Raw genomic sequence first — 17,759 nt, forward strand, 5'->3', positions numbered from 1 at the left:
GCATGAACATCTCTTTTTTCTGTCAGATATCACCTATTTTTCCTGATTTACGAAATAAATAACCAACACTACGCACGCTATCAATCCAACTATCACCTGCGACTTTTTCAATTTTTTTTCGCAATCTTTGTACGCAAACATCGACTAAATTAGTATTAGGATTGAAATCATAACCCCAAACGTGTTCGAGAATTTGTGTCCGGGTAAATACCCTACCAGGAGAACGCATTAAATATTCTAATAAGTTAAATTCACGAGTAGTTAATTCTACTAATTGATAATTACAGGTTACTTCGCGGGTAATCCGATCTAATGCAAGAGAACCGACGCGGAGGATGTTTTGACGTTCTCCAGATATGCGACGAATAACTGCATGAATTCTGGCTATTAATTCTTCAACAAAAAACGGTTTGGATAAGTAATCATCTGCACCTAAATTTAATCCTTCTAGCCGATCATCTAGTTCATTACGAGCAGTTAATAATATTACTGGTAAATTACGTCCAGCGCGACGCAAGCTTTTCAAAATTGCTAGTCCGTCTTTGCCTGGTAACATGATATCTAGTACAATAACATCATATTCGTTTTCCATTGCCCGGTAATAACCTTCATCGCCATTATCAATATAATCGACAACAAAACCTTGTTCTTTCAATCCTGCACAGACGAAGTTGGCAATTTTCGCTTCGTCTTCGATGTACAAAATGTGCATATAACAGTCCTGTTTAACTCGTGTAGGGGTTAAGTAATGCGCTTTACATTTACGGGTGTATGATTTCTATAGTTTCATGATTTACATGACTTACGCAACTGGCATATTATTCATTAAGGTACATCAGACCTATAACTTGGTTAGTATCAAAAGATTTTCTACATCTGACCCACCCTACAAGAAACAATGAGTATGACACTTGCGTAAGTCCTAATTTATTCATTTATTCTAATTCTCTGGGATTTTAAGAAGAATTACAAATTTGTAATTTAACTGCATATTTATCTGTAATTCTTGGCTGCTGAAATTAAGAACATCAACCAATTGAGCAGAAAGATGATGAATCCACGTAATTTTTTTTTGATAGGTGCAGTATCAATTTTAATCCCTATTAGTAGTGTGCTAGCAGTAACCAAAACCCACTCAGCACCGATTATTGCACAAGGAACACAGAATCAACGACCAGATCGTGAAGGAGAACCAAGTGATGGTTTTGCTCCCCCTCCTCCTAGTGGTGGTAGAGGTGAACAAAGAGGTAATGGAGAACTACCTTGGGCTAAGGAAATTAATCTTTCTAGTGAACAAGAAGCACAAATTAAGCAACTTCATGAAAAAGGTAAAAAAGATACTAAATCCCTAAGTTCACAATTAATGGAAGCTCATAAACAAATGCGATCACTGTTTGCAAGTGGTGCTTCTCCAGAAAAGTTACGCAAACAATACCAAACAGTCCAAGGGTTACGTCAAAAACTTGATAATAAACGTTTTGAAATGATGTTAGCTGAACGACAAGTTTTAACAGCACAACAGCGTAACCAGTTAGGGAAATTAATGGAGCAGCGTCAGGTGAGGAAACGGCAATTACAACTGAGGTAATCGTAATGTAAATAGACTACTTTGGTTTAAACTGCTGCTGACTTCTAGTGTTCCGTGGTGTGCGATCGCGATTGGTTGCCTATAGGTAATCCTATGCCAGAACCGCCAGTATTACGAGAGCGATCGCAATTCACCCACCAAAATCTAGCAAAGATTTGTGTATGATGTTCCGGTGCTATTGGCACACCTATATCTTCAACTTGAATAGTAGCTTGATGGAGATTACTATCTGAAATTATCTTTACTTCCCCACCACCTAAGGTATATTAAACTGCACCTAAAACTAAATTAGATAAAAACCGATATACTTGTTCTTCATCACCTACCTAATATATTGATTTTTTCCTGTCTAATTTGAGTTGTCAAAACTGGCTGTTTTAAAGTTGGTTCTATTCTGTCATGAAGTTTACCCGCAACCGATTTGAATTTTTCATTTATGCAACCCAATGGGCATGAGCTATAGCCTCATATAACCCAAATCCACATAAACTAAGAATCACTCCCATCATAGCAGTATACCAAAGAGCCAAACGCCATCTTGTTAATTTAAAAAGTTGACTATGATTCATAAATTGATAATTTTTAGCTTGGGTCACAACCTAACACTGCTTAATATTCCTGTAGAAGATAGTCCTACGTAAGAATTCAGGAGTCAGAATGTTTGACAAGTTGGTTAATTATCAAATCAAATAGGAATTTTTGGCGTTAGCCTGAAAAACCTGAATACTTACATTCCTACATCTATTATAAATTTAAACGACAACCAATACCATACACAGTTTGGATTAAAGTAGTAAGGATTCAGGTCTAAGGTAAAGGGATTAAAGAAGGTGTATGGAAAGCAGAGTGAACCATGGCTTTCATAGGTTGGTCAAAAAACTCAATTCGAGAAAGTGCTTGACGGCGACAAGTTTGTATAACGGTCAATAAATTGGCAGTATGTTGGAATAGCTCTAGAGAAAGAGAACCACCACAGACTTTTCGATGTGTCAGTGCTAAACCTAACCTTGGTTCAGCTAAATTATTATCAAGGTCTAGTGCCTAAGGAAGGTAAAAGTTTACCAGGTTCCCCTGGGGCTTGATCAATGAATGAATGGAAGATTCAACTTTTGGTTGAAACTAGGATGGGCAAGTCAAGAATTTATGAAGGTTTTGGGTTTGTTGGAATAAAGGGTAGTTTTTAAAACCTTCATCTATGAGGTCCATGAATTTTGTGCCAATTTCTTGGTGGTTGAAGCCAGGAATCTTGATTAGTGTCTTGAAGTGACGGGGTAGGGTAGATGTGCCTGACATTTCTATTGAGCTGTGACCGCATAATCGTTATAGGCAGTAAAGTCATCAGAACTGAGTACACCAGAGTAACTTGAACCCACAATGGATTCTAATTTGCCAGGACAAGGAGTATCAGACCCGTGAAATAAAGGGAAGTCACTATTGGCAAAAATCCATAACCATTGTTTCACCCCTTTGACTACCCAGGGTGTTTCATCCCCAAGGATATGAGGCTGGGTTTGTTTGATCCACTGTTTGAGGCTATGAATACTTTGAGCCACTGGACCATCTATTCCTTCATTGGTACCTACTAATGTTCCCACTCCAATTTCTATTTGACCCAGTTCCCACAACAACAAGTGTTGTTTTTCATAGGCTCAATGGCCCTAGTTATTGATCCATCCCAAAAAAGCTTGTCCTGTGATTCCTATATCTTGTCCCGGTACTATCTCTGGTGAGCAGTGTGCCATTTGTGTTTCCCTACACACAGTCCAAATCCACTTCTATTGGCCTGTCCACCAACTCCCCTACTTGTTGTGTTTGGATTTTTATTGGTTCGCCAAACAATTGCCCCTGACCTCACCATCCACACACTTGCCGTCCCACTATCTCAAATCTATTCTATCTACTCCACTAAACACCTTTCTCCTTTTTCCCCTATGCCCTGGTTGTCCTCCTGGTTTCCGTTTTCGTGTCTGCTTCTCTTCTGGTTTCTCTTGTTGTTTGTTCTCGGTTTTTTTGAGGATGTCTCCCAAGGGTGGTGTGGATCATGTTATGGTCTCTAAATCTCTACTGACTTTGAGTTTCTCTATTTCTTTTTCCAGTTCTACTACTCTATTTCTTAGGTTCTCTATACTTTTGGCCTAGTCAATAATGATTTCTACCAGTTGCTCTGTTCCCAACTGCTTCAATATCTCTCTGTCTAGTTTTGGTCCCAGCTTCTTTTCCATAACTGCTATATTCTGCCTCACCTATCACACTTGTCAATACCCCACCACCTCAATCCTTACTTCAAAGTAATACAACCTTTTTCTTCTAGTTTACGTCTTAATAACCGCATTTAGGCTGCTACTACATTACTGAGAGGTTCTTCTCCTAATTCCCAAAGTTGATTGATACTTTCGTCACGGGTAGTAATTTGATGAGGATGTTTAAAAAATATTCTAATAATTGAAATTCTTTATTAGTGAGAGTAATTTCTATATCTTGATCATAAAGGTTAGGAGTCTCATAATCTAAAGTAAAGTTTTCTAATTGCATTTTTTGGGTTTGTGTTTGTGGTGAGCTTCTTTGTAATCCACGTAGCGTTGCTAATAATTCCGCGATTCCAAATGGTTTAACTAAATAATTATGTGCACCAGCATCTAAAACCTATGAGTTCATCTTCCATGCAGTTTTTTGCTATGAGCATTAAAACTGCTGATGGGTCATTTTTTGACCTTAATTTTTTACATAGTTTTAAGCCTGATATAGGAATTAACCAGTCGAAGATGGCTAAGGTGTATTCTGTTGATTGGGTTTCTAGATAGTTCCATGCTTCGTTACCATGTTACCATCTAATAACTAATCTACTACATCCCACCTTCCGCACCTTAACTGTCACAGATACTACTACACAAGAACTAAAGCTCCTGCAAGGAAGAAAAGGCTTAATAAGAACAGTATCATTAAAATGGCAATAGAGTGAGAGAATAAAGTTTTGTAAAGAAGATAAAAGAAAAGAAAATTTAATGATTTAAAAATTAAATTAGAACAGAAGAAGAAATGATTTAATCACAACAGGAGTTGTGGATAATTCTGTTGTGAAATCAAAGCTTCAAAAAATGGAAATTCAAAACCTAGACCATTGAGGCATAGTAGCAGGAATAATAGACGCCATAGGAGTAGTAGAAATAATCCTTGAAATTGGAGAGAAAGTAAGTCCGGGTCATGTAGTAAAAGCTATGATAATCAACGGGTTAGGATTTGTATAAAAACCCTTATATATGTTTCCCCAAGATTTTGAAACAATCCCCTGTGACCATCTAATAGGACCAGGAGTAAAACCAGAATATCTCAAGGATGATAAACTGGGGAGAGTCATGGATAAACTATTTATAAAAGGATTGGATAGAATATTCTTTATTATCGCCTTAAAAGCAGCCCAAAAATTTGGAGTATCCCTATGAGCAGGCCATCTAGACTCATCATAAATGGACGTACATGGGCAATATAATACCAGCTTACCAGAAGTAATATTTGAGAGTCAAAAACTAGGAAATAATCAAGAACTAGAAGAATTAGCAGTAAAATCACCAAAAGAAATAACCATTACCTACGGTTATTCTGGTCACCATAGACCGGAGTTAAAACAGTCCATCATAGAAATGATATGTTCAGGAGATGGAGACATACCAATATATATTTTTAAAACTAGCATCGGGAAACCAAGCAGATTCATCATGCTTTGCTAAAATAGCAGTAGAGTACCAAAAACAATTAAAAGTTAACAGTCTCATAGTAGCAGACTGGTCCTTATATACAGAATCAAATCTAAAAATGATGAATGATGTCAGATTTAAGCTGGTTATGTCCAGTGCCATTAAGCGTAGAATCAGCACTATCATTAATATCAACATTACCAGAACCAGAATTTATTGATAGTAACTTACCCGGATATAAACTAGCTTCAAAAACAGTAAATTATCCAGGAATAGAACAAAGATGGTTAGTAGTGCAAAGTCAAGAAAGAAGAGAATTAGACCTGGGTAAGCTCTCACAAAAAATTACCAAGGCACAATCAAAAGCTGTGCAAGTTTTGAAAAAGTTATCACCAGAAAAATTTGCTTGTGAAGGTGATGCTATCAAGGGGTTATCTAACCTATTCAAACAATTCAAATATCACCAAATTAACCAGAGTAAAGTTACTCAAATCAAATCTAAGAAAAAAGATAGTTCAGGAGAGATATCCTCTGAAATATCAGCTACAGTCTCCCAGAATAAAAGTAAAATTAATACAGAATTTCTGAGGGCAGGGCCTTTTATTATTGCTACAAACTTTTTGGATTCCAATGAACTTAGCCATGACTCCATCTTGAATGAATATAAAGCTCAACAGTCTTGCCAGAGAGGGTTTGCTTTTCTCAAAGACCCATTATTTTTTGCAGACAGTATTTTCCTAAAAAGTCCAGAGAGAATAGAGTCCCTGGGAATGATGATGGGTTTATCTCTGCTGGTTTATACTTGAGCGCAACGACAAATTACAACCGCTGTGAGAGAGTCTAAATCAACCGTAAAAATCAATTGGGTAAACCAACTGACCGCCCCACTTTACGCTGGATTTTTCCACGCTCTAAGTCTATTCATTTAGTTACACTTAACCAAGAAAAACACATCTGTTACTGGACTCAAGAGAGAGATTTCATTGTGAATCTTTTACCAGAGCATTGTTTTCCCTACTATTAATTAGTTACCTAATTTTTCTCTGTATTAATTTAATTAATATCAGAAAACAACCTAATGTCTTTGATTTATAGCTCTATTTTACTATGTCCATAATTTCTTTTTTTACTTCAATCTATTAGTCTAAGTTATGATTTATCTCTTGAATATCTTCATTTATCTATTGACTCCTCTGGGCGGTGTCCTTTCTTATTGCTCCTTATTGAGAATAGCTTTTGATGCTATTTTTGGTGCTTTACTGTTTCTCCAATGCCTTTTTTCACTGCATATGTTTCTTTTTATGCTCCCTTGGATTTTTTGTCTCCGTAATTTCTCTCTGTAGCACTTTATGGTGCTGAATGTGGGCTACATAAGCCTCTTGATTTAGGGTTTGTTTGATAGCTGCACCTAAATCTGCTTCATCTTCGACTAGTAGGATTTTCACGATTCCAGCTACCTGTAAGTTTGAATTCGGACTGTACCAATTGGTATATATGCTGCTATACCCACAGTTCTAGCATAGAACGGATAGAGCAATATTAGAGTCATGATTATCAGTAATAATCCCATTTAAGAAAATAGAGAGTATAGTTTCTATTGGCACAGGTTGGGCAAAATTAATTGTATATTTCCCATTATTACTAGGAACATTAGCATCTATTTTTTTCCCATATTGATTACTGATATCAACCCCTTCAGTCACTTTAATTCCATTTGGTACATCAATAGAAAGTTGTGAAACTGCTCTACCTTGGATATGTATTTCAAAATAATGAGCAGTTTTTTGTAAGATGACATGATTTGGATGTGCACCACTATGAATAATATGAGGAGCTTTTGCATCCCGCAAAGCCCCTGCTCCTAGGGTTGCTGGAATTGGAGAAATGAATAAGAGGGTAATTAGACTACAAATAATTATTTTTTTTCATCATTGAACCTTAATCAAGTCAATCTAAAGTTTGAGCTTTTGAATTGTGATAAATCTTTATGAAATTCAAATGTAACTTAGATATTTTATTCTACGTTAACCCAAAAATCTGCGGTTTTGATTTTCCCGTTGTGCTTAAATTGCATCCACATTTTATATGTTCCTGATTTGGGAAAATTTGTATGAAATTCAATGTTTTCACCAGTCGTATTTTTGATAGCGTGCGCGTGGATATAATCGGAGGCGGTTAGAGGAGATGAGCTTTTGATAATTAGTAAATGTCCTTTTTCTCCTAAGTATGGTTGTAGGTCTTTGATGGTTTGATTTTTGTTGTCTTTTAAATCAAAGGTTAATTTAATATCTTTACCAGCTTTGATTGTTGGTGCTGATAGATTGAGGTTAACTTTTGTATCTGATAAGGTTTTGGTTTCCTCATATTTAGATAAGTTCTTGGGAAGGGGAACTGAACCAGGAATGGAGATGTTTGTTAATGATAAAGATTCCTTTTGTCCGGTTGGTTTATAGTCACTGAAGAGTGTATATTCCCCTGGTGTGGGAAATTTGGCACTAACTTCAAAGCGACCATTTTCTTTATAGTCTGGGTGAAGATGGTCGAAATGTTCCAAATCATTACTAACCACTATTAAGTGCATTAGTTTTCCCTGGAAGATATCAAATTTATTGACTGGTTTTCCTGCAGTATCCTGAATATTAATAACTAAGTTAATCTGTTGATTAGCAGCTAACTTTTTAGGTGCTTTTAATTTGGCTTCGGTAGTGGTTCTTGAGTTATCTTCATGATTCATATTTTCCATTGTATGGGTATCATGATTCATTTGTTCCATTGAGTGTCCGTCTTGACTGTCACTCATGGATTTTCCCTCTTGTTTTTCCAGTTGAGAACTGGTTTCACCATTAGCAACATTTACTTCACCTGGTTTAGTTGATGAACAACCAGGAGAAACTAACAATGTTGCACCCACGAACATCCCTAGTAAAATATGTTTCATACTTGTTTTATCCTTAGATTAGAATCTAGCGTTTAAATGAAAATTTACCGTTAATTTTTTCACCTTTAATATCAGAAAGTACAACTACCTGATATTCACCTGTATTTGCTGCTGGTAAAAGCTTAGCGTAGTATTTACCTTCTTATCATAGATAAGGTTGAGGGTTTTTTGTTGTCCTTTAGGAGTTTTAGCTTGTGCTGTCACCTTTGCATTAGGAACTGTTTCATGTTTGTCACCAGAAAGCAGATAAAAATCTAACTGTGTACGTTTTTTTCTGGTTCAGGTACAAATTCTAAATGATATTTACCAACTTCGAGAACTTGATCACCTTTACTGGGTTTACTATGTTGAGTTGCGGCCAGTTTTGTTGTTGTAGGTATATTTTCAGTCTTTGTTACTGGTTCTGGGTTGTTACTAGCTCCTGCTTCGCTGTTATTATAAGCACCTAAAAATAGAACTCCCATACTGCTGAAAACAATAAAGCTCAACTTCACTAACTTCATAAAACTCCTTCCTATTCTTCTCTGTCTACTCTATGTCTGTAGTGGTTCGATATGAAAAATCTACCAATTTGAGCATATAACGCCCGAATAACTAATAAAGTTAACACTGTGGAGGTAAACAAACCACCCAGAACTAAACTAAAACCGAAAGTGGTTGTAAAATCTCTTTACCAGGACCGCCTTCAAAAACTAATGGTGCTAAACCTAAAGCAGAAGCAAAAGCTGTCATTGAAATAGCAATCAATCTTTCCAAAGATCCTTGACTTAAAACTTCTCTTAATGGTGTACCTTTAGCTAATTTGTTGTTGTAACTATCTACCAGTAGCAAACCGTTCGTGGTAGCTACACCAAATAAAGTTACAAAACCAACTAATGAGGCAATAGAAATAATTCCCCCAGTTAAAGCGACTGCAATTACACCTCCTACTAATGCCAATGGTAAGTTAATCATAATCATAATCATGATCATGGAAGGAATAGATTTCACAGAGAGATACATAATCACTGTAATCGTGACAAAAGCGATGGCGCTAAAAATTTATTCTGTATAGCTTTTTCTTCGGCTTCAAACTGACCAGCATATTTATTGGATATAGTAATCACTACTAGGAATTTGTACTTCTTGTTTAATTTTCGCTTTAATTTCATTGACGACAGAACGTAAGTTCCGACCTTGAGCATTTGCACAAAGGACTATCAATCTGGAAAAATTTTCACGGTTGATGGTATTCGATCCTGTTGCATTTTTAATTAACGCCACTTGGGATAAGGGTATTTCTCACCGCCATGAGTATCAACTTACATATTACTAATTGTCTGTAAATTTTGTCGTGCTTCTAGTTCTAACCAAAGGAGTAAATCAAAATTTTTCTGGTTTTCTAAAATCTGATAAACGACTTTACCATTTAAGGTAGTTTCAATATATTCGGGAGTTCCACCGATGGTCAAACTATATCTACTTGCAGCGGAACTATCAAATTCAATTTGGATTTCTTGAATTGGTAGTTGGGTTTCTAGTTGTAAATTAACAATTCCTTCAGATGTTTTCATCACATCGTTTACTTGTTGACCAATGATGCGGAGTTGTGCTAAGTCTGTCCCGAAAATTTTCACGGCTATAGCACTCCTGACTCCAGATAGTACTTCATCCATGTGATGAGAAATAAAACCGCCAATATTTGGCGCAACTCCTGGTAATTTATTTAATTCTTCTCGCAGCTTTTCTAGAGACTTCTGTCTGTGTTTCATTCCCTCTTCACTTCATTCAATATCCAAATGTGCCAAATTTACACCAGCAGCATCAGAACCACCTAGCGCACGTCCAGAACGCAATTGGACATAAGGAAACATTGGGTCGTTTCTGAGTGGATCTTGAACGGCTAAACCTGCTCTATTTGAGGCTTCTAAAGATACACCTGGATATACAGTTAAGGTGTTCACTAAAGTTTGTTCTTGGAATTCTGATAAAAATACTCTTCGCAAACTGGGAAAAATAATCGTAGCAGCAATTAAACTAGCTGCAGCTAGTGAGATAATAATAGAAGAACAACGCAGAGAGGATTTTAGTAATGGATGATAAAGCTACTTAAAAATCTCGCTGCCTAAGGTTCTTTTTCTGGTAATCTCCGATGAGGAAGTAAAATGGCACATAAAGCAGGAGTTACCGTTAAAGCTGTAACACTAGAAGGTAAAACAGCGACTAAATAACCAATAAATATACTACCTTCCACACCTATTAAAGCAAAAATGGGATGAAAAATAACTATACTATAGTATAGTTGCACCAAAGACAGAATCTCTAAGTTCTTGACAAGAATCAGAAATGACTTCTAATACTAGACGAGGATGAGGAGAACATTTACTTTCATGCAAGCAACGATAGACATTTTATGCATAAACTGTTACATCATCAACTGCTGAATCAATGGCGACGGCTAAACCACCTAAAGTCATGTTATTTAAACCTTGTCCTAACCAATTCAGCGCCATAACTCGTAATAATAAAGGTAGAGGTAAGGCGGTTAGACAAACAGCAAGGTTACGCCAACTTATTAAGAAAGGAATGAGAACAATAGCAACGATCATGCTAGCATTAATTAATGCTTTACGGACATTTTATATGGAAGAATCTATATAATTTCCTTGGCGAAACTCAGTTGTAACTGTGATATCTTTTTTTTTATTGTCAATTTCCTCTATTGCTGCTTCAATGGTACGGGTGACAGTTAGTGTATCAGCTAAAGGCTGTTTATTAATCATGACAATAATTGCTTTTCCACCATTAAAACTGCCATCCCCTCGTTTAATAGACCTCTTGCAGAATTGTGTCTGTGGTATGATACAGGGTGTTAGATTTTATGTATTTTCGGTGTTCTTTGCGATTGCTAATTTAAATATAACCGTGTAACTCTAACTTGTGGCTAAAACAAAGACAACTCCCATTATAACATAAACTTAATTCTGCAAGACGTCTAATCTATTATTAACTTGAATAATGTTGAGACTATTTGCTGTTTTCTGAACTCTTCAGCAGCATCTTGTTCCACAAAATCAGCTTGTTCCACAAAATCAGCTTGTGCCACAAAATCAGCTTTGACTTCTCATAAGCAAGTTATCTTTCCTACTGGAGTGTAGACTAAAAGCACAAAATGACTCAGGGAGGCTGAGTTGAAAAAAAGCAGAGTAAAAAATGAGAAAAATTACTTTTCAAGCAGGTTTGGGTCGGGCTTTAGCTGAAGGTGAAGTACGTTTTTTAACGATGGGATAGAGAATTCTGTGTTGCCTCTTCTGTCCCGTCTGCCAGCTAGGAGATTTACCTGGTAGTTTTGGTGGTTTGGCAGGAGAGGAAACCCTGAGCAAAATCCCAGGCATAGCTTATGCAACCCATCTAGGAGTAAGTAAGGTCATTTGTTTCTGCCAAGGGAGGGGATTGTCACTGACAATATCACGCGCCAGCTATAACTCCCACGTCATTAGTGGCATCAAGTCACTCCATCAGTAACATTATTGGGGAGTTGAGAATTTGCAGTGCTTTTTTAAGCTTCGGCTACTGAGGTGCTTGTTCTTACAGGCATCCCTTGATTTTTGTAGTCCCACTACCTAGCGAGCGCTCTCTTTTAGTCTAAAGTCCAGTTATCAAGAAATCCTAGAAAAATACCTGAGCAATAGACAGTTAATCACCCTCAAAATGCTGGTGTGGGGACTTCAAACTCAGAAAGAAGTAAGAATAGAAAGATTAGCAGCCAACCTGCCGTTACCAATACAAGAAAATAGTCGTCGTCCTCATCTACAAAGATTTTAAAAATCAAATGCCTTGAGTATAGTGCTACTATAGTTTCCGATCATTGAAGAAATTTCAGCACGCTCATTTAAACCGCAGTCACTATTTATTGATTAAACCCCTAGATAGAACTCAATGGAAAGACAATACATACTCTTTTTCTAGCTAAGGTATTGTTTGACACCCTCTTTATTTGCAGTTATTGTGGTTTCAAAATTGCCTTGTTTGCGGTTCGAAGGGTTTATATTTGCAGTTCGTTACACTTATGAGCAGCAGTATAGAGACCAGGTACTCATCAACTTGAAAAAAAGCTCAGGCTTTTGGTTTAGAATTTATCCCTATTTCTGACCCAATGCAATGTGTTTCTTGAGGTAGAGCAAATTAGTGTCAGTCCCACATGCTGCGTAGTAAAGCACTATAGCAGCAAATTATTAGATATTTTTGGTCTTTATTACCTTCAAAAACAAAGTATCTTGTTCTTGCACCTTTTGATACATTTTGATTTATATTAATGTACCTCCATGCAAGGGGTTTCACTTATTTTAACTCTTGTTCTTGCACCTTATTCACTTTTTATCCCCCCAAGTCTCTTGATTTATCTAGGTTTTTTGTTTATATGGCTTAACGCCACGCTACGTGATCAGCAAGCCCTACATACATTTAACTCGCAGATTCGTAAGACCAATTTGTACCAGGACTTATACTTAAAAAATTTCCATTGGGCATGTAGAGCATCCAATGCTCATTTTCTTTTGAATATATTGAAAATAAACGCAGAACTAGCCCTTCTTCAAAAGATATGACCGTATCATACGCAGGTGGCAGTTATATCCCAGAAACTATACCCTTCTCCACTAATTGTATCGTATAGCATACGAATTTCATCTTTTAGACATCTCCGAAAACTATCGAAGCCGTTTACTAGAAGGGATATATCCATCAGACTCTTCTTTTTTCAGAGGCGTTTGAAGAATTTAAGTGGAGATTTGGAGGTAATTAACATGATTAGCGTTGCTGATTAAGAGTATGAATTTAGTCTTACGCAAAAGTGCAAAGACGGAAAGATTAAAACTGGAGTTTAGACTAAAGGAGAGCGCTCGCTAGGTAGTGGGACTACAAAAATCAAGGGATGCCTGTAAGAACAAGCACCCCAGTAGCCGAAGCTTAAAAAAGCACTCCAAACTGTCAACCGCTATGGATGTTTTTCCACAACTAAGGGAATTCCGTCAAGCAGGATACCAATTTTTATGTCGGACAAAGGATGCAACATTTGAAATGACGGATGCAATATTGCTGATACCCAATGCGTACAGTCTGGCAAACTTATCACTGTATCCAGTATTCCGTCGTCAATTGACCGTTATATTTGGACAGGTGAAATTATTGGAGAGATCATCACAACCAGATGGAACTTAGAACTTAAAGATAGTCGAATCTATCAAATATTGGATGAGCTAGGTTCGTCTCATCAAAGGGCTCATCGAGATTATGAAAATGCCAATCTTGACGCCCAAAAAGAGTGGGGTTCAAGAATATAAAAAATGTCAAAAGTTACAACCACAAGACAAACTGATTTTTACGATGAGTTTGCTGTCTATGATAGACCCAGTTTGTATTATGCTTGGGCGGAGAAAAATACAAAACCTGAAGTCTCAAGTAACCAGAAACAGCAACAGCATGAGCTGAATGGTGTGTTGGGTGTAGATGCTGTTAGTGAACAACTTTATTTCCAATTGCACCCCAAGGCAAAAGCGGAAGATATAGCTGCCTACTTTGCTCACTTTTGTCACGACTCTCTTCAAGAGAATTGCACCAGGATTGACATAGTTTTAGATAATAACTCTACTCATACACAAAAAATGAAGGGTTTGCTTTATGACTATCTTCTATCGAGAGAAATTTGCGATACAATAGAAGTAAATTTCTTACATTCACCTGCTTATTCACCTGATTTTAATTTAGCTGAGTATGAAATCCATTTACTTCGACTACAGAAATTACATCATTTACCATCTACTGTTACTATGGAGCAAATCCGATTATCTCTTGAAGATGTCAAATACTTGATGTCAAATACTTGATGAATCCTCAGCAGATATTCCGGACTTTATCACACCTGAGTGTGACTTGCTATCTAACCCTATTCTTTTAGTAGAAAGGGATCGGCAGTCCTATTGAGGAGCATGTTTTAAAAGTCACTAGTGGTGTATTAAATATCTTCACATCCCCCTAAATTCACGCCACTTGACCGCAGTAACTGCCCTTAAAAAGCTTCCAATTACCTACTATACAAATTCTACCAGAAGAATATTTTATGAAAATCAAATAATCAGACAATTCCGGTTTTTTAGATGTTGTATATAGACTTGACATTATTTATTTATAGAATAAATTATATTTTGTAAGGCACACATTAGTATCAATATAAACCCCTAATGCCTAGCTTAACAACTGAAAATATCTGCTAATTACTTAATTTGAAATAAAATTTCATCTATCTATGAACATTTTTATTCCTCCTTCACAAATTTTGATTGATCTATCAATCAAAAAATCGCTAGGCTGTGTCAGTAAAGACCGGGTAAAAATAGGAGGTAGGTTGATAAATATACGTGATGATTTGCTTTGTTACCATGATTTATATCACTTAGAAGTTTCTTGTTTGCCAAGAATTAAAATGGGAAATTATCAAGTCAGTGGAATTCATGGTATTAATTCACCAATTTTTCATGATACAGAAATCATCTCCGAGTATCATCCTCTTTTAGATGAAGCGCGTGTAGCATTTCATGAATGGTTAACTCGTACATCTATTTTCAATACATTGAAACTGATTGGTTGGTCAATTTGGCTAATTACTCAAGGGGTCAACCCTATAGGGGTGTTAATTCGTCATTTGAAAGTGTTGAACTGGGATATTATTTTTTATCCAACCCATCACCAAAGGAAATGGAAATTAAGCGCATTACTAATGAATTGCAAAAGGAGTGTCCAAGCCAAGGAATCAATCCGAAATCCTTCGACTGAGGCTTCTGAACATCCAAAATCCTCAATCCCCCAGATTTAATCTAAGTAGGAAGGCACAAAAGAACCTTAGACGCGCAGCGGCTTGTCGGAGAGTAGTATGTAACGAAAAGTAAAATCGACTAAAACCTCTTCCCTATTGCATGAGTGCCTCTTGCCCTTCGGGTTCTCCAGTCAGACCCTGGGGGAAGGCGAAGCGCCTACATGGGGGAAACCACGCCACTTCCTTTATGCCGGGAAACCTTTCCACCGCAGTGGTTCCCCAAGACTGCTGTGGTTCACCTCTTGCCTTGTCATAACAACAATTGTTAACACCCACCTACTTAATATCCTTTGACTGAGGCTTGTGAACGTTTAAAATCCAAAATCGGATAACTACCGTAAATGTGGTGTCTTGATCCAAAAAGCCCCAATCTACAACTCCAAAATGATAACATTTTCAGCTAGTAGTGTTAGAGTGACAGGAAATTGATCGGAATCTTTCTCTTCGAGACACTAGGCTAACAGCAAGTATCCATGCTGAAGAAACTACAAAACAAGCAAATTTATCTGATTGCTGGTGCAGGACTATGTGCCTTTTTAGTGGGGGGTATGATATCAGCCCCACAAGCTGGAAAAACCCTCAGTCAATGGTTGAATCTGAGTCAGAATGAGCCAGAACAGTTATCTAAATCGAATAAGACCAACTCAATTGTATTTACTTTAGTATCTCAATCTTTACCGGAAAGAGTAACTAAACTAATTGAAATTACTGGGAAAGGGAGTTCTCCAGATAGGGAACGGGCCCGTTATCTTTTGGCAAGTGATTACATTGAAACTGACCAAGGGGAAAAAGCACTAAGTTTGCTGGAAGGGCTGGAAAAAGACTATCCTGCTTTAGCAGCTTATATTTTGCTCAAGCAAGCCCAGGCGCAAGATATTCTGGGTGAGAAGGGTAAGGCTTCGGATCTGCGGCAAAAGGTTCTGAAAGATTATCCCCAAGAAGCTGCGGCAGTTAAGGCTATATATTTGATTGGGCAACTAAAATTACATGATCAGGCGATCGCAAAATTTCCTTCCCATCCCCTCACCTGGGAAATTATCCGCAAACGCTTACAAGATAATCCCAATCAATCTAAGTTACAATTAACCTTAGCAAAATATGCTGCTGATGAGCCGGGAATTGTGGGAATTTTAGATCAGTTGGTGAAACAGCCTCAACTCACACCAGCAGATTGGGAATTAATTGGTTCAGTATATTGGGAAAATAATCAATTTACCAAGGCGGCTACGGCTTATGCTAAAGCGCCAAAAACGGCAAAAAATTTGTACCGCACGGCCAGGGGATTGCAGTTAGATAAAAAGCGAGATCAAGCAGTTGTTCTTTATAAACAACAGGTACAACAATTTCCCACCGCCGAAGAGACAGGAACAGCCCTATTAAGATTAGCAGAAATCGCTCCAGGTAAAGGTGTCATATCTTATCTTGACCAAATTATTAATAAGTTTCCTAAACAAGCGCCTAGCGCACTAGTAAAAAAAGCCCAATTATTGGAAACTCTCAAAGATAACCAGTCAGCTAATACAGCTTGGAAATTACTGTTAGGTAAGTACAGCAACTCTGAGGAAGCAGCAGAATATCGCTGGAAAACTGCCCTCAATAGATCCAAATCTAGAGATTATGTAGGTGCATGGCAATGGGCGCAACCAATTGCTATAGAAAATCCTAAAAGTATTTTGGCACCCAGAGCAAGTTTTTGGGTAGGTAAATGGGCAACTATGCTGGGAAAACAACAGGAAGCCCACAATGCTTACAAATACGTACTTAGCCAATTTCCCCAATCTTATTATGCATGGCGTTCTGCCAGCATTTTAGGTTGGGATGTAGGTGATTTTAATAACCTGCGGTTGATGAACCCGGAAATTATCCCACCGCAACGTCCTGTACCGACAGCGGGTTCAGATGCTTTTAAGGAGTTATATTTGCTAGGACAGGATCATGATGCTTGGTTAGAGTGGGAAAGTGAATTTAAGAACAAAAGCCAACCGACTGTAGCCGAACAATTTACGGAAGGGTTGATGCGGTTAGCAAAGGGTGAAAATCTATCCGGTATTACGAAGATATCTAAATTAGAAGATCGGGAAACACCCGCTGAATACGAAGAATATGCAGCTTTAAGCAAACAGATTAGTTATTGGCAAGCCCGTTATCCTTTCCCCTATTTCGAAGAGATTGCCAAGTGGTCTACAGCACGTCAAGTTAATCCTCTCCTGGTTACAGCTTTGATGCGGCAGGAGTCCATGTTTCAGCCCAAAATTAAATCTACAGTGGGTGCAACTGGTTTAATGCAGGTAATGCCCAGTACAGCGGCTTGGATAGCCCCACAAATCAATGTGGATATGAAAACCCTTGATTTGGAAAATCCCAACGATAACATCATGCTGGGTACATGGTATTTGGATCATACTCATCAGCAATATGGTAATAATTCTATGTTAGCGCTCGCTAGTTACAATGCAGGACCGGGTAACGTTGCCAAATGGTTGCAAACCATACCCAAACAAGACCCAGATGAGTTTTTAGAAGAAATCCCCTTTGGTGAAACCAGAAATTACGTCAGGCAAGTATTGGGTAACTACTGGAACTATATGCGTTTGTATAACCCATCAATTTCCGCTTTAGTGGCTAAGTACTCAGCAGAACAACCGAAATTACCAATACAGTAAATCAGTTATCAGTTATCAGTTATGAAAG

General features: G+C 37.5%; 18 protein-coding genes and 4 pseudogenes. 8 read left to right on the forward strand and 14 right to left on the reverse strand.

All coding sequences use genetic code 11. The features are described 5' to 3' along the window. Nucleotides 1-22: 22 nt before the first annotated feature. Nucleotides 23-712, reverse strand: a complete 690-nt coding sequence (locus tag AAZO_RS10525; RefSeq protein ID WP_013191236.1) for a response regulator transcription factor — start codon at nt 710-712, stop codon at nt 23-25. A 360-nt stretch (nt 713-1,072) separates the two neighbouring features. On the opposite strand from AAZO_RS10525, the gene AAZO_RS10530 reads away from it, so the two are divergent. Then, nucleotides 1,073-1,588, forward strand: coding sequence for a Spy/CpxP family protein refolding chaperone (locus tag AAZO_RS10530; RefSeq protein WP_187289642.1), 516 nt, complete (start codon nt 1,073-1,075; stop codon nt 1,586-1,588). A gap of 44 nt (nt 1,589-1,632) precedes the next feature. On the opposite strand, the pseudogene AAZO_RS29845 reads toward AAZO_RS10530, so the two are convergent. The 3 genes and pseudogenes from AAZO_RS29845 to AAZO_RS44590 all read right to left on the reverse strand — a co-directional run. Further along, a pseudogene (locus AAZO_RS29845) lies at nt 1,633-1,830 on the reverse strand (ATP-binding protein); the annotation flags it as partial. Nucleotides 1,831-2,395: 565 nt separating this feature from the next. Next, nucleotides 2,396-3,810: pseudogene (locus AAZO_RS29850) on the reverse strand (IS66 family transposase). A gap of 145 nt (nt 3,811-3,955) precedes the next feature. Then, nucleotides 3,956-4,120, reverse strand: coding sequence for a response regulator transcription factor (locus AAZO_RS44590; protein ID WP_144031280.1), 165 nt, complete (start codon nt 4,118-4,120; stop codon nt 3,956-3,958). 593 nt (nt 4,121-4,713) lie between these two features. On the opposite strand from AAZO_RS44590, the pseudogene AAZO_RS43670 reads away from it, so the two are divergent. Then, a pseudogene (locus AAZO_RS43670) lies at nt 4,714-6,304 on the forward strand (IS1634 family transposase). Between the two features lie 127 nt (nt 6,305-6,431). Next, on the forward strand, nt 6,432-6,623 hold the full coding sequence (locus AAZO_RS37855; RefSeq protein WP_081462757.1) for a C4-dicarboxylate ABC transporter: 192 nt from the start codon (nt 6,432-6,434) through the stop codon (nt 6,621-6,623). On the opposite strand, the gene AAZO_RS37860 is transcribed toward AAZO_RS37855, so the two are convergent. From AAZO_RS37860 to AAZO_RS41285, 10 genes and pseudogenes are all read right to left on the reverse strand, one after another. Further along, a complete protein-coding gene (locus AAZO_RS37860; RefSeq protein ID WP_228371791.1) occupies nt 6,561-6,725 on the reverse strand; it encodes a response regulator in 165 nt (54 codons plus the stop codon). The genes AAZO_RS37855 and AAZO_RS37860 overlap by 63 nt on opposite strands. Nucleotides 6,726-6,794: 69 nt before the next feature. Further along, a complete protein-coding gene (locus AAZO_RS10560; RefSeq protein WP_013191238.1) occupies nt 6,795-7,130 on the reverse strand; it encodes a hypothetical protein in 336 nt (111 codons plus the stop codon). Nucleotides 7,131-7,294: 164 nt separating this feature from the next. Then, a complete protein-coding gene (locus tag AAZO_RS10565; RefSeq protein WP_013191239.1) occupies nt 7,295-8,218 on the reverse strand; it encodes a hypothetical protein in 924 nt (307 codons plus the stop codon). Between the two features lie 254 nt (nt 8,219-8,472). Then, nucleotides 8,473-8,721 (reverse strand): hypothetical protein, encoded by a 249-nt coding sequence (locus AAZO_RS42460; RefSeq protein ID WP_013191240.1) that lies wholly within the window; start codon nt 8,719-8,721, stop codon nt 8,473-8,475. Nucleotides 8,722-8,854: 133 nt separating this feature from the next. Further along, nucleotides 8,855-9,481: pseudogene (locus tag AAZO_RS41260) on the reverse strand (efflux RND transporter permease subunit). A 38-nt stretch (nt 9,482-9,519) separates the two neighbouring features. Then, the gene (locus AAZO_RS41265) at nt 9,520-9,969 is read right to left on the reverse strand and encodes an efflux RND transporter permease subunit (RefSeq protein ID WP_266889012.1); all 450 of its coding nucleotides are present in this window, start codon (nt 9,967-9,969) and stop codon (nt 9,520-9,522) included. A gap of 12 nt (nt 9,970-9,981) precedes the next feature. Further along, on the reverse strand, nt 9,982-10,275 hold the full coding sequence (locus AAZO_RS41270) for an efflux RND transporter permease subunit (protein ID WP_338027193.1): 294 nt from the start codon (nt 10,273-10,275) through the stop codon (nt 9,982-9,984). 47 nt (nt 10,276-10,322) lie between these two features. Further along, entirely contained in the window at nt 10,323-10,505 is a 183-nt protein-coding gene (locus AAZO_RS41275; protein ID WP_266889014.1) for an efflux RND transporter permease subunit, read from the reverse strand. A 103-nt stretch (nt 10,506-10,608) separates the two neighbouring features. Further along, entirely contained in the window at nt 10,609-10,806 is a 198-nt protein-coding gene (locus AAZO_RS41280; RefSeq protein WP_266889016.1) for an efflux RND transporter permease subunit, read from the reverse strand. 30 nt (nt 10,807-10,836) lie between these two features. Next, nucleotides 10,837-10,980, reverse strand: a complete 144-nt coding sequence (locus AAZO_RS41285) for a hypothetical protein (RefSeq protein WP_266889018.1) — start codon at nt 10,978-10,980, stop codon at nt 10,837-10,839. Nucleotides 10,981-13,195: 2,215 nt separating this feature from the next. On the opposite strand from AAZO_RS41285, the gene AAZO_RS37865 reads away from it, so the two are divergent. From AAZO_RS37865 to AAZO_RS10610, 5 genes are all read left to right on the forward strand, one after another. Next, complete coding sequence (locus AAZO_RS37865; protein ID WP_013191241.1) at nt 13,196-13,417, forward strand: hypothetical protein; 222 nt, start codon at nt 13,196-13,198, stop codon at nt 13,415-13,417. Continuing rightward, entirely contained in the window at nt 13,396-13,539 is a 144-nt protein-coding gene (locus AAZO_RS43675; RefSeq protein ID WP_420807063.1) for a winged helix-turn-helix domain-containing protein, read from the forward strand. Before AAZO_RS37865 ends, AAZO_RS43675 begins: the two co-directional genes overlap by 22 nt. Before the next feature lie 3 nt (nt 13,540-13,542). Next, nucleotides 13,543-14,082 carry a transposase gene (locus AAZO_RS10595; RefSeq protein WP_013191242.1) on the forward strand — a complete coding sequence of 180 codons (540 nt, stop codon included), beginning with the start codon at nt 13,543-13,545 and terminating at the stop codon, nt 14,080-14,082. Nucleotides 14,083-14,600: 518 nt separating this feature from the next. Continuing rightward, nucleotides 14,601-15,068 (forward strand): hypothetical protein, encoded by a 468-nt coding sequence (locus AAZO_RS10600; RefSeq protein WP_228371610.1) that lies wholly within the window; start codon nt 14,601-14,603, stop codon nt 15,066-15,068. Nucleotides 15,069-15,541: 473 nt separating this feature from the next. Continuing rightward, nucleotides 15,542-17,731, forward strand: a complete 2,190-nt coding sequence (locus tag AAZO_RS10610; RefSeq protein ID WP_013191245.1) for a lytic transglycosylase domain-containing protein — start codon at nt 15,542-15,544, stop codon at nt 17,729-17,731. Nucleotides 17,732-17,759: the final 28 nt, after the last annotated feature.

The organism is 'Nostoc azollae' 0708 (assembly GCF_000196515.1).
Classification (GTDB): Bacteria; Cyanobacteriota; Cyanobacteriia; order Cyanobacteriales; family Nostocaceae; genus Trichormus_B; species Trichormus_B azollae.